15 protein-coding genes are annotated in these 12675 nt (G+C 41.7%); 12 read left to right on the top strand and 3 right to left on the bottom strand.

The window, feature by feature from the left end; translation table 11 throughout:
• Positions 1-96: 96 nt before the first annotated feature.
• The 9 genes from PHI47_RS10880 (at position 97) to PHI47_RS10840 (ending at position 8651) form a co-directional block, all read left to right on the top strand.
• Positions 97-1737, top strand: a complete 1641-nt coding sequence (locus PHI47_RS10880) for a cytochrome D1 domain-containing protein (protein ID WP_299937114.1) — start codon at positions 97-99, stop codon at positions 1735-1737.
• Positions 1738-1759: 22 nt separating this feature from the next.
• Positions 1760-1924: an anaerobic ribonucleoside-triphosphate reductase gene (nrdD, locus tag PHI47_RS10875; RefSeq protein WP_299937111.1), complete on the top strand. Its 165-nt coding sequence runs from the start codon at positions 1760-1762 to the stop codon at positions 1922-1924.
• A gap of 193 nt (positions 1925-2117) precedes the next feature.
• Entirely contained in the window at positions 2118-2564 is a 447-nt protein-coding gene (locus PHI47_RS10870; RefSeq protein WP_299937108.1) for a cytochrome c, read from the top strand.
• Positions 2565-2573: 9 nt separating this feature from the next.
• Entirely contained in the window at positions 2574-3956 is a 1383-nt protein-coding gene (locus tag PHI47_RS10865) for a cbb3-type cytochrome c oxidase subunit I (RefSeq protein WP_299937106.1), read from the top strand.
• Positions 3956-5722: a VWA domain-containing protein gene (locus PHI47_RS10860; protein ID WP_299937104.1), complete on the top strand. Its 1767-nt coding sequence runs from the start codon at positions 3956-3958 to the stop codon at positions 5720-5722. The genes PHI47_RS10865 and PHI47_RS10860 overlap by 1 nt, the downstream gene beginning before the upstream one ends.
• Positions 5723-5734: 12 nt before the next feature.
• Entirely contained in the window at positions 5735-6526 is a 792-nt protein-coding gene (locus PHI47_RS10855; protein WP_299937102.1) for a CbbQ/NirQ/NorQ/GpvN family protein, read from the top strand.
• Positions 6519-7118 carry a cytochrome c oxidase subunit 3 gene (locus PHI47_RS10850; protein ID WP_299937100.1) on the top strand — a complete coding sequence of 200 codons (600 nt, stop codon included), beginning with the start codon at positions 6519-6521 and terminating at the stop codon, positions 7116-7118. Before PHI47_RS10855 ends, PHI47_RS10850 begins: the two co-directional genes overlap by 8 nt.
• Positions 7115-7378, top strand: coding sequence for a cytochrome C oxidase subunit IV family protein (locus PHI47_RS10845; protein ID WP_299937097.1), 264 nt, complete (start codon positions 7115-7117; stop codon positions 7376-7378). The genes PHI47_RS10850 and PHI47_RS10845 overlap by 4 nt, the downstream gene beginning before the upstream one ends.
• A 64-nt stretch (positions 7379-7442) precedes the next feature.
• A complete protein-coding gene (locus PHI47_RS10840) occupies positions 7443-8651 on the top strand; it encodes an NnrS family protein (protein WP_299937094.1) in 1209 nt (402 codons plus the stop codon).
• Between the two features lie 5 nt (positions 8652-8656).
• Here PHI47_RS10840 and PHI47_RS10835 read toward each other — a convergent pair whose 3' ends face one another.
• Complete coding sequence (locus PHI47_RS10835; protein WP_299937091.1) at positions 8657-9127, bottom strand: HPP family protein; 471 nt, start codon at positions 9125-9127, stop codon at positions 8657-8659.
• Positions 9128-9232: 105 nt separating this feature from the next.
• Between PHI47_RS10835 and PHI47_RS10830 the strand changes: the two genes are divergently transcribed.
• Together PHI47_RS10830 and PHI47_RS10825 are read left to right on the top strand one after the other, a co-directional pair.
• Positions 9233-9646, top strand: a complete 414-nt coding sequence (locus PHI47_RS10830; RefSeq protein WP_299937089.1) for an Rrf2 family transcriptional regulator — start codon at positions 9233-9235, stop codon at positions 9644-9646.
• Between the two features lie 53 nt (positions 9647-9699).
• Positions 9700-9987, top strand: coding sequence for a DUF1294 domain-containing protein (locus PHI47_RS10825; protein ID WP_299937086.1), 288 nt, complete (start codon positions 9700-9702; stop codon positions 9985-9987).
• A gap of 48 nt (positions 9988-10035) precedes the next feature.
• Here PHI47_RS10825 and PHI47_RS10820 read toward each other — a convergent pair whose 3' ends face one another.
• Entirely contained in the window at positions 10036-10560 is a 525-nt protein-coding gene (locus tag PHI47_RS10820) for a 3'-5' exonuclease (protein ID WP_299937083.1), read from the bottom strand.
• 263 nt (positions 10561-10823) lie between these two features.
• Between PHI47_RS10820 and PHI47_RS10815 the strand changes: the two genes are divergently transcribed.
• Positions 10824-11300 carry a CZB domain-containing protein gene (locus PHI47_RS10815; protein WP_299937079.1) on the top strand — a complete coding sequence of 159 codons (477 nt, stop codon included), beginning with the start codon at positions 10824-10826 and terminating at the stop codon, positions 11298-11300.
• A gap of 27 nt (positions 11301-11327) precedes the next feature.
• Here PHI47_RS10815 and PHI47_RS10810 read toward each other — a convergent pair whose 3' ends face one another.
• Positions 11328-12422, bottom strand: coding sequence for a type II toxin-antitoxin system HipA family toxin (locus PHI47_RS10810; protein WP_299937076.1), 1095 nt, complete (start codon positions 12420-12422; stop codon positions 11328-11330).
• Between the last annotated feature and the right edge of the window lie 253 nt (positions 12423-12675).

The raw sequence follows: 12675 nt of genomic DNA, 5'->3' as shown, positions 1-12675 counted from the left end.
TTCGAGTACACTAACTCAGATGGGTATCATAAAGCTTTGCTAACAATCCATAAAGTATATGACCTATCCACATTTTACAAGTACAAGGAGTGACGAATGAAAAAAGTTCTAGGTATAACCCTTGCGGGCGCTATTTTTGCAACCCTTCCGCTTTTAGCAGGAGATTCAAAAATGGACGTTGTCCAAATGTTTGAAAAAGAGTGTCAAGGGTGTCATGGACCCAATCACGAAGGCGGAGTTGGAAGTTCCCTTGACCCTAAAGCGATTGGTAAAAAAGGGGATTATTTTCTTCGTGATACCATTCTAAATGGGAGAGCCGGTACTGCGATGCCTGCTTTTAAGAGTAAATTTACCAGTGATGATTCTGATAAAATGGTTCAATATTTATTAAAATACGAAGCAAAACAGTTAACTAAACTGACTATGGAAGATGTTGCGGCTACGCATCAAATCCTTGAAGATCGCGAAGAACTCTATAAAAAATACCCAAAACCGACCGATGTAAAAAGTGTTCAGGATATTGTTATCTTTACCGAGAGGGATGCTTCAAAAGTGGGCTTTATCGACGGTACTACCAATAAAGTTCTCTCAAAGCACAGCTCCGGTTTCGCAACACACGTGACCGTCGTCAATAAACGTATACCACGTTATGTCTACAACATCAGCCGTGACGGATGGGTCAATATGTTTGATCTCAATGCCCCCGGACAACCGATGATCGCAAAAATTCGTGTCGGAAGCGATAGTCGCGGACTTGCCTGTACTCCGGATGGCCGCTATTTGATGGCAGGGAACTATGTCCCAGGCGGAGCAGTGCTTTTGGATGCTATGACCCTTAAACCACTCAAAGTCTATGCAACCGATCAAGTCGAAGATATGGACGGGAAAATCGGTTCTTCGCGTGTTGCTTCCATTGCCGACACTCCGTATGGTCCTTACATTGCATTTGCACTCAAAGATGCAGGACACGTTTATATCGTCGACTACAGTAAACCTGATTTTCCGATCGTTGGCGATATTCCTAAAATCGGTAAAATTTTGCATGATGCATTCTTGAACGAAGGGGAAGAAGTAGGACGCTACTACATGATCGCGTCACAAGGAAGCGATGTCATGGGAATCGTTGACTTTAAAACCAAAACATTAGCGGACAAAGTCTATACCGGACCGGGAAGCAAACCGCATCCTGGACAGGGTTCAAGCTGGTATAATGAAAAATTAGGCAAACAGCTTCATGCAACGGTCAATATGAACGTAGGCGATGTAACGATTTGGGATAACCAATGGCATGTATTGAAACATACCAAAACAGCTGGCGGAGGGCTATTTATCGGAACCAACGAGCATACACCGTTCTTATGGGCTGATAATGTTATCGGCGGTGAAGATAATTACAACAAAGTTCATCTCGTTGATAAAGAGAGCTTGATGGTTGGACGCATTATTCAAGCTACCAAAGAAGGTATGGTTCAACTGATCGATCCAAACAACCTCAAAGTGCTCAAAGAATGGAAAATAGGTGCTGTCAAAAATGAAAAAGGTGAACTTATTGTTCCTCGTTTACTTCACGGAGAACCGGCAGCGCATGGTGAACATGAGTATATTTCGGATTGGACATGCGGAAGAATCTTGGTATTTGACGCTAAAACAGGAGAATACATTACCCAAATCACCGGATTGACAACGCCGACATTTACCTATTCTATTGAACACCGAATGGACCTTCCGGGTGCATAAGACATTAATTTAAGGAGATACAATGAAAACGAATCCAATACTAAAAGAACATGCGGCTAAACGTACGAAATGCGTTGTTTACACACGGGTAATGGGATACCATCGTCCGGTTGAGAGTTTTAATATCGGCAAAAAGCAAGAGCACAAAGATCGAATCCATTTTTGTGAGCAACAAAAAGCTTCGTAATTTCAATCCCTCTTTTGAGGGATTTTACCCTCCGTACAACTACCCTTTTTAACGGCTCCCTCTCACGATTTTCTTCACTCTATGAATTGTTAAAATATACAGGATATTTAAATACTATTTAAAGGTAGAATTAAATAAATTCAGGTACTATTTCAATTACTACCTTATGGTGGAATTATAAAAAGGGGTTGAAATGACTGAACGTATTACTAAAAATATGGCCAGAAACATCTACTTTGGTGGTGGACTATTTGCCATTTTGGTATTTACAGGGCTTACCTTTGATACCGTTAAGCAAATTCCGAAATTAAGTCATGATGACCAAATTACGGAGTCTGTTGCTCTTGGTAAAAAAGTATGGGAAAACAACAACTGTGTCGGTTGTCATACGATTATGGGTGAAGGAGCCTATTATGCCCCGGAACTCGGCAATGCTTTCCCGCGTTTAGGCGGAAATGATGAAGCAGTATTTAAAACCTATCTTGCAAGTTGGATGGCGGCACAACCGCTAGAAGCTCCAGATAGAAGAAAAATGCCACAGTTTCATTTAACACCGGAACAAGTGAATAATCTTGCAGACTTTTTGATTTGGACATCACGTGTCAACAATCAAGAGTGGCCGCCAAACATTAAAGGATAAGGAGAGCCTATGAAATATTCATCTCAAATGGTCGCAAAACCATATTTTATTTTTGCACTCATTCTCCTGGCTGGAGAGATTGTTTTTGGTCTTGCCATGGGGACACAATACCTCTATGGTGACTTTTTATTTCCGGCGATACCGTTCAATGTACTGCGTATGGTCCATACGAACTTGCTGATCGTCCTTTTGTTATTTGGATTTATGGGTGCAACGTACTACCTGATTCCTGAAGAGAGTGAACGGGAACTCTGGAGCCCGATGCTGGCGAAACTCACGTTTTGGATTTTTGCAGCGGCAGGGGTAGCAACTATCCTCGGCTATTTGTTTGTCCCGTATGCGACATTGGCAGAGTCACTGGCGAACAGTTTTTGGCCAACCATGGGACGTGAGTTTTTGGAACAGCCGACGCTTACTAAAGTCGGTATTGTTGTTGTCGTACTCTCGTATATTTTAAACGTTACGATGACGGTTATCAAAGGGCGTAAAACGACGATTTCGGTTATTTTATTGACCGGTCTTTTTGGTTTGGCATTTTTCTTTTTGTTTGCTTTTTACGTTCCGACGAATCTTGCAATGGATAAATTCTTCTGGTGGTTTGTTGTCCACTTGTGGGTTGAGGGGACATGGGAACTTATTTTAGGTGCTCTTTTAGCATTTGTCCTCATCAAAACAACCGGTGTTGACCGTGAGCATATTGATAAATGGCTCTATTTGATTATTGCGATGACCCTTATTTCCGGACTTGCCGGAACAGGACATCACTTTTTCTATATCGGTACTCCGGGGTATTGGTTGTGGATCGGATCGATCGCTTCTGCGGCAGAGCCTATTCCATTTTTCTTGATGATTCTGTTTGCCTACAATATGGCAAAAAACCGCCGTATCCAGCATGACAATAAAATTGCGCTGACATGGGCAAAAGGGACTGCTGTTGTTGGATTCTTGGGAGCGGGCGTTTGGGGCTTTTTGCACACACTCGCACCGATCAACTATTATACACACGGTACACAGTTGACCGCTGCACACGGACATCTCGCCTTTTTCGGTGCGTATGTGATGATTTGTTTCACGATGATTTCGTATGCTATGCCGATCCTTCGAGGACGACCTCATGGTAACGGACCGAAATCACAAAAAGTGGAGTTAGCCAGTTTTTGGATGATGGTACTCGGTATGATCGGTCTGACTTTGGCATTAACCGTTGCGGGTATCATGCAAATCGAAATGCAACGTCTTCCTGATGCGGCACATGCGGTCGGCTTTATGGAAACCCAAGCGGCTATCTCTAAAGTGTATATGGTTCGTTTAGCGTTTGGTGTAATGGTTCTCTTGGGGCTGTTGACCTATTTCTACAGTTTCTTCGTCAAAGAAGAGAAAGCAGCCGCGTAATGGATGAAAAAGTCGGTAAGATTTGGGACCACTATGTCACCAAAAAAGCGTCTCGTCTTTTTACAGAGGAAGCGGTCAGATTTGAGGACATTGCCAAAAAGCTAAAAATCTTTTATCACCTCTTAGGGGGTGAAAAAGCCAAAGAGCTTCATATTACCGACAAAAGATCGATAAAAACATCACGAACGCTGTTAGAGAAGTTTTCAGGAACCGGTAAAACTTTTTTTCTTGCTTGGCAAGATGAAAAAGGGGTTTACCTCCCTGCTTCGTTAGCCTATTTTCCCCTCAAATCAGACAATGAGATGCACTATTATTGGTTAATCGCCATGCTGAGCAACGTGAATATCAAAACCAAGCATATAGAGCACGAAAATACTTGTGCGGCCAATCGTATCATTGAAAAATACGCAGGTTTTAGCGAATTTCATACCTACGCGTTCCCTTTTTTAATGCATAATTATCCTGAATTATCCACGATTGAATCTTCCCTCGAAGGCTCATCAGCGGATAATTATCCAAACCCCTTATGGATATACCCTTCCCTCTCTACCTCGAACAAACTCCTAGAGAACGGTGATGAAGAGGACGCCCAAAGACAAAACGACGAACAGCGCAAAAGCGAAACCTTGCAGATGAAAAAAAAGAGTGAACAAATCGATGATAAAAAAGAGACGGACGGATTGCTCCTCTTTTTGCCCGAATCGATTCTGAGCTTTATGGAGCAAGTGCGGGTTGATCGGCAGGAAAACGACAGTTTTGATGAAGATGCCCTCTACAATGCCGAAGATTTAGATGAAATAACGCTGGGGCAAAAAGATGCCAACCTCTCCGCACGGATCAAAATGGATCTGGATATTTCCGCCAACAGTATTGAAGAGTATCCTTTGGGGAAAGGGCACTTTATCGATGAGTGGGATTATAAAAAAGAGGTCTATCTCAAAAACTATGTTTGCATAAAACCCATTATTTCCCTCCATACCGAACCCATCGAATTACCCAAACGGCTGGAAAAAATGATGCGCCGTATCCAGAGTGAACTCGATTTGATGGAACTCGACCGGATCAAAAGAGATAATCTCCCTTACGGCGATGAGATTAACATCGATACATGGATCGATTACAAAGGGCATCAGAACCGCTCCAATCATCCACAGCGCTTTTTTGAGACGTTTGAGCGAAAGACGAGAGATATGTCCACTTTGATATTGGCGGATGTTTCCCTCTCCACCGAAGCGGGGATAACCCAAGAGATACGGGTTATCGACATGATCCAAGATGCCCTGATGGTGTTCTCCGAATCATTGCACCGACTCCAAGATAGGTTTGCCATCTATACGTTTTCATCAATCAAAAACACGAAGGTCAACTTTCACATCATTAAAAACTTCAAAGAGAGCTACAACGATAACGTTCGAGGTCGGATTCATGCCATTAAACCGGGGTATTACACCCGAATGGGAGCTGGAATACGCGAAAGTGCCAAGATTTTAGAGAAACAACAAAGTGCCAACAAGCTCCTGTTGATTCTCAGCGACGGAAAACCCAACGACGTCGACCGCTACGACGGACGATACGGGATCGAAGATACGAAAAAAGCGATCGAAGAGGTGAAGCAAAAAGGGATCACCCCGTTTTGCATCACGATTGATATTGATGCGAAAGAGTACCTCCCCTACCTTTTTGGACGAAATTCGTATGCCGTGATCCGTGATGCCAAAAAACTCCCCAAAGTGTTACCCGAAATCTACATGAACTTGACCAAATAGGAGAAACAAACAATGTCCAAAATGTATTATGTGCCGCAAGGCAACGAAATCGAGCTTTTCAAGGCAGCGGCGGGGATGAATCTCCCCGTGTTGATCAAAGGGCCGACGGGCTGCGGTAAAACACGCTTTATCGAAGCCATGGGGGAAGAGCTGGGGCGGGATGTTTACACGGTAGTGTGTCATGATGATCTCAGCGCCGCCGATCTGGTCGGTCGCCATCTTATCGATGAAAACGGGACATACTGGCAAGACGGACCATTGACGAAGGCGGTGCGCAACGGCGGTATCTGCTACCTCGATGAAATTATCGAAGCGCGGAAAGACACAACGGTGGTTTTACACTCCCTCGCCGATTATCGACGGGTTTTACCGATAGACCGCACCGGTGAAGTGATCACTGCCCACCCCGATTTTATGTTGGTCGTCTCGTATAATCCGGGGTATCAAAATGTGTTAAAAGGGATGAAGCCCAGCACCAAACAACGCTTTATATCGCTCAGTTTTGATTATCCTGCACCCGAGATCGAGAAACAAATTCTCCTCAAAGAGAGTGGTGTGGAGGACTCGATAGCCCAAAAACTGGTAGCTATTGCGGGTGAAATTCGTCAATTAAGCGACAGCGATATTCAAGAGGCGGTATCGACACGATTACTCATCTATGCCGGAAAATTGATCGCCCACGGATTTGATCCCTATCAGGCATGCATCCATTCGATTGTCGAATCGCTCAGTGATGAAGAGGATGTTTTAGAGGTGCTTGAAAAGCTGATATCATTACATTTTACAAAAAGTTCACATGGCTAAAACGCTCTCTATAAAAGCACCCTACCCTCCGGGTGATTTTGCTATTTGGATTATTGTCTACGTCGAATTAGTCACCTTTGGACTCTTATTTGTCGGGTATGCATATTCTCGCAGAGCCAATCTGCACCTGTTTAATGATTCACAGCTCTTACTCAATCAAACAACAGGATTTATCAATACTCTCCTATTGATAACGAGCAGTTTTTTTATCGTGAAAGCCGTTGAAAAAATCAAAAGCATGACACACGACACCCGCTATAAATCAAATATTGCCGCTTCACATTGGCTTTTATCGGCTATTGTCTTGGGAAGCTTTTTTCTCGTTTTGAAGCTAACCGAGTTTTCCCATATCTTTGGTCAAGGCATTACCCTCAGTACCAACACCTTCTTCATGTTTTACCTACTATTGACTATGTTTCATTTTATGCATGTTTCGTTAGGGGTCATCATCTTGGTCAATCTCTACCGAAAAACAAAAAGCCAAGGATACACTTCCGAGGATTGCAGAGGGCTTGAAAGCGGCGCACTCTATTGGCATTTGGTTGATTTGCTGTGGATAGTCCTTTTTCCTTTAGTGTATATCATCCGATGAGAATGACCATAAAGCGTGTTTGGAGTATTTTAACGGCACTCACTGTTTTTGCTTTTTTATTGGGATACTTAAAACTGATCAGTACATTTTTGGTTGTCGTTTTATTGATAAGTACCTTTCTAAAAGGGCAATTGGTGATTGATTATTTTATGGGCTTAAAAGAGGTTCAACTCAAATACAGGATCTTACCGACACTGTGGCTAATCCTAATTCTATCATTGATCGCGGTAGCGTATTATCTACCACCGAGCGTATATTGATTTACGTCAATTCCTCCCATCTCCTATCTCGATATACTCCTGCAAACTTAATAAGGAATCCATAATGGCTACTTTTTCGACATCACCCACCCCTAAAAAACAAAACTATTTTCTATCCCAACCTCATCAGCCGTTTTTTGTTTTCGGACTTTTATGGGCGATCGTCTCAATGGTGCTGTTTACCCTCTCACACAAAGGGATCATCACTCTCGCGCTAGCAGAAAACGAGTTTCATCTCTATACCCTCGCATTCATCGTTTTTGCCCAATTCTTTCACGGCTTTTTGTTTACAACCTTTCCCCGTTTTTGTACTGCTATGGCTATCCCAAAAGAGGTCTATATCCGAATCGTTTGGCTCTATCAAATCGCCGCTGTCCTCTTTTTTGTCGGTTCGCTTTTTTCGGAATTACTAGTATTCTTCGCAATGGTCGCTGTTTTATTTGCCCATGCAATGGCAATCTTTACCCTCCATTGGGTGTATAAAATCGGTCACTCTCCGTTAAAACAAGATCCCTATTGGGTATTGGTCGCTCACGGTATCGCAATTGCAACGCATCTCGTATGGGTTATCGCTTACGGAATCAGTTTGCTTTGGGATATTCAAGGGTGGTTTGCCCTCATCGTACCGATCATTGTGAACTTCTTTCTCGTGTTCCTTACCTTTGCCGTCGCCCAGCGAATGATCCCTTTTTTCAGCCATTCTCAGGAACCTAAAACCAAATATTTTGTCGAGACGGTATTTGGTGCATTAATCGCCAAAACACTCTTCGCCATTTTTGCGTTCACGGTCGCTGAAGCGGCTATCAGTATTTTTCTCTCCCTCTACCTGTTACGGGAGTTTTTACGTTGGAAACTCCATCCGTTTCATTCACCGGCAATCGTATGGATACTTCATCTTGCTTTGTTTTGGCTTCCGATAGGACTTTTCGTAGGGTCGCTTACACAGATTATCGAAAAGATCTATGGTGTCAATTTTTTATTTGCTGAAATCCATTTGCTGGTATTAGGCTTTTTGACCACCGTACTTATCGGATTCGGAACACGGGTAACCCTCGGGCACTCCGGGCAATCTCCTGATACAGATCGGATAGCTGTCGCACTGTTCTGGTGGACGCAGGTTCTTATCCTTGGGCGTTTCGCCCTCTCTGTAGACACAGCGTTTGGAGCTACGCACGGATGGCTATTTGATGCGGCGGCATGTGGATGGATTGCTTTATTTATCGTATGGGGTGCTCGGTACGGTAAAACTCTGATATACGGTAAGCAGAGCTAATACCGTTACATAAATGTTATTTTTTTTCGTATTTTATGCAATCCTATTCCGATAATAATCAACGTTATCAGCCCTAATAAAAGCGGCGATAACAAATAGAGGGATATATGCCCTTGCGTTACTATCAAAAAATTAGCCCCCGCCGGGGGATGAATCGCTTTGAATGCATGCATCAACATAATAACTATTCCAAATCCGCCTCCAATAGCAAGCCATTCGCCGTTACTGTAATGTAAAATCAAAAAACCAATAATTGTTGAGAGACTATAACTCGCCAAAACATTCCACGGCTTTGAAAACTGGCTCTCCGGCGCGCTAAACAAGAGAACAGCCGTTGCCCCGAATGGGGCAATAATAAGCATTTGATGTACGGATTGAGCAATCAAACCAATAAAAGAAAGACCTAAAAAAGCTCCTACCCCTGTTAATGTTCCCTCTATTACGTGAGTAAAATCCTTACTTTTAGTTTGATGCATTTTTTCCTACTATATTATTTTTTTTAAATACTACCATAAAGTAGACTAATAGGATATCGAAAGCAAAATTAGCTAAAATATCTTATTTAAACATGAGGAAAAGCTATGCATTTTTCTAAAACTACCGAATACGCCATCCGTGTATTGTCCTACCTGCATCGCCATAATGAAACATCTCATTCAGTAAATGTTTTGCATCAGGAACTGGGTCTCCCTTATAAATACTTAACCAAAATGATGACCGAATTGGTTAAAAAGGGGCTAGTCACTGCATCACGCGGACGCGAGGGAGGCTTGAGTCTTGCAAAAAGTGCCGATCAAATCCGTCTATGCGATATCCTCGAAGCGATTGGAGAACCTCTTGAATATGAACGTTGTATCTTAGGATTTGAAAAATGTGACGCTTCCAACCCGTGTGCCTTGCACGATCAGTGGGCACCTCCTAAAGCGATGATAGAAGAGATGCTCACCACTACGACACTAGACTCACTGATTCACAACAAAGAGACAAAATTATAATATCAGCTGTTAGCACTAACACTATCGTCCGGTGCCATGCTACAATAGCACCAATGAAACCGTTTATACTCCTATTTGTTATCCTTAATCTTGTTACGTTTGGTATATTTGGCATCGATAAATTACTTGCGCGTATGAATCGCAATCGAATCAGCGAAAAAACACTTCTTACCTTAGCTATAGTAGGCGGAAGTGTGGGAGCTGTTTTTGCTCAAAAGCTATTTCGTCATAAAACACGCAAATTTCGATATAGAGTGTGGATAATCTTGATCATACAGTTTGTTGTATTTGAGGTGCTTTGGTATTATTTACCGATTTTATCAAAAATGAAACTATTATAAACACGGCTAAGGTTTGGGAATACGCATTGTAATTAGCAAAGAATTTTTCTAAATCTCTATTCTCATCTTATTTAATATCTCAAGTGTTTTAGTAACATCATAAACTGCGCTGTGATACTGATCCTCATCAAAATCAATCCGGTAATGCCGGCAGGTTTCCAGCAATTTCGGATTTTTTAGACTTCCCCTGACATTGAGAGCTCCAACAATCTTCTTATTGGATTTCATCGTACAAAAGTGTTTCTCAAATGTGACAAGCTCACCGATATGACGCAGCTCAAACGCTATATTATGCGCTATAAGGATTTTAGCTCCCTGACAAAACTCTACAAACTCACTATCCTCTACGAAATACTCCGCATAATCAACATCAGCTCGTAACCTCTGGATTCTTTGTGGTGAGAGTTTATGGACTGCCAACGCATAAGGGTTAACCTCATATTCAGAGAAATAGTAACGATGAAAGGTGTCAGCGATAACATATTCGCCCTCTTCTCTTTTAATCCGAAACGCCGCAACTTCAATCACGTCATGGATATTGGTAGAATTGGTTTCAAAATCCAAAATAATCAACGGTTCTCCATCGGTGTATGCATAAATTTTAATCGGTATTTTACCCAGATGGCAGTGTCGATTGGTTTATAATGTCAAAATACTCGTTTTTGAGGCTATCCATGATTCAAACTCCCATCTTAGCCGTTGGCGGTATTGTTGTGATTTTGAATATTCATTCATAAATCACTTTTTTATAATTACATGAGTTTTTTATTATTATATTTTAATCTAAGCATCGATAGAATCTTTCATCATGCTTAGAATTCAAACAGGAAATTACGATGACACAAAAAACACTAATAGTCGGATTACATGAGGCAAAAAAAGCACATCTTAAATGGATAAGCAGGGTTGAAGAACTTGTCGGAAACACACTGTCCGATTCACCTCTCATTGAATCTTCCGCAGCAGAATGCATACTTGGAAAATGGCTAGCGCATGAGATTAAGTCAATCGATCAGAATTCTAAAATCTTTAAATCATTTGCTGCCGTTGATACACACCATAAAGAACTGCATAATTTATATTTAGAGCTTCTTGCTTTAAAATCCGGTAAGGGTCAAAACAAAGTGCTATTTGGGGTTCAGAGAATCATTTTGTGGTGGCATCCAACTCTATCCGTTTCTTCTCAAATAAAAAAGAAATATCATCTATTAAAGAATAAATCAGAGGTATTATTTAAAGCAATGGATGTTCTAGAAGGCGCTATCGGCTTATATCGAGGGGACATAAAATATACGGGGAAGATTCATCTATAATTGACAAAATATTTTAAATTTATTCTATTATTTTTTCAAAGATTGATCAACGTTTGAAGTCAACGCACTAACTTCTTCTGCCCATTGCACAACGCCATATTGTTTTGCCAGTTCAGAAAGAAATACATGTTTCGTCTCAATTATTTTAGAGATGATTTCATCACATTGTTGAATTTTAAACTCTTCACCCATATGGATGAGATGTATACGATCTATTTCCGAAACATTTCGAAGATTAAAAAGCATTTGATGGTGCTTGTTATAGGTAAACGTCAGATCGTAAGCCGGTGCTGCCCTCCACTTTCCATGCTTATCCATCAAATATGAGATATTACGGCTATGGTCATCCTTGTTTCCAAAAACGATGTTAAAGATCATAATGCGATAGAGGTTAACCATATCTTCATGGGGGATATTGAGCTTTAGCCCTACTCGAAATGCGTTCATATAATCGAATGTCGTCTCGGCAGGATTATGATGCATTAAACCCGATAGTGAATGCATGTGGAGACGCTCGATACTACTAGAAGTTTTTCTGATATCAAATCGCTCAACGGCGAAATGAACTCCACCGTCCGTTTCGATGAGCGATGTCTCGGGCATTCTAATCCCGCATTTTTTAGCACATAGCGCATAGATATGTTCCGTAATTGTCTTGGAGATCTTTTCTTCTTCATAGGGTGTAGCAACACCTCGATTGGCTCCATACATGAGGTTATCGAATTTGATGATAGAGTGGGTAAACCCATCGTGGATATCTTCCCCTTTTTTACCGACAAATATCTCTTTACTCTGATGGTTCAGTCCCACAATCGCTTTTGGTCTAGCACCTGAAGCCGCCGAATTGGATATGGCGATGATTTTTGCTAGTGAAAGTTCCGCTTTTCCATTCAGAGCCATTTTGGTTTGTTCGTAGAGTTCTTTGGCTTGAAGTACAACCCCGTTACCATCATTCTCCTTCAATATCGACGGTTCATACGTCAGAACTCCCATCGTATTATCGCCGATGAATTGCAATGTCTCCATCACCGATGGGTGATATTTAAAATGCTGCACGAAAAAGTCATTTAAGTATTCTTGACCGTATTGTCCCGGAAGGCTGTCATTGATCAACCCCGGCAAACCGTGTTGAAAGGCAAGATGGGAAAAATCATAGAGTTTATTTTTTTCTTTGAGTTGAATAGGGGAAAAAGGCTGATCAGTATTTGGAGAGAGGGCAAATAGATTTTTACCGTTATGTTCAACAATCTGTAGATTTCACTCGAAGTTTCCAGCCGTTTCACAAACATGTTTCCACTTTTTCAACGGCGAATCAGGCTGTAAAATTGTAGCGTAAAGCTACACTTCGGTCTCTTCTTTTTTCTTCGATTTTAGT

The sequence above is a fragment of the Sulfuricurvum sp. genome, assembly GCF_028713855.1.
Lineage (GTDB): Bacteria > Campylobacterota > Campylobacteria > Campylobacterales > Sulfurimonadaceae > Sulfuricurvum.
This window is presented reverse-complemented; position numbering and strand designations above follow the sequence as displayed.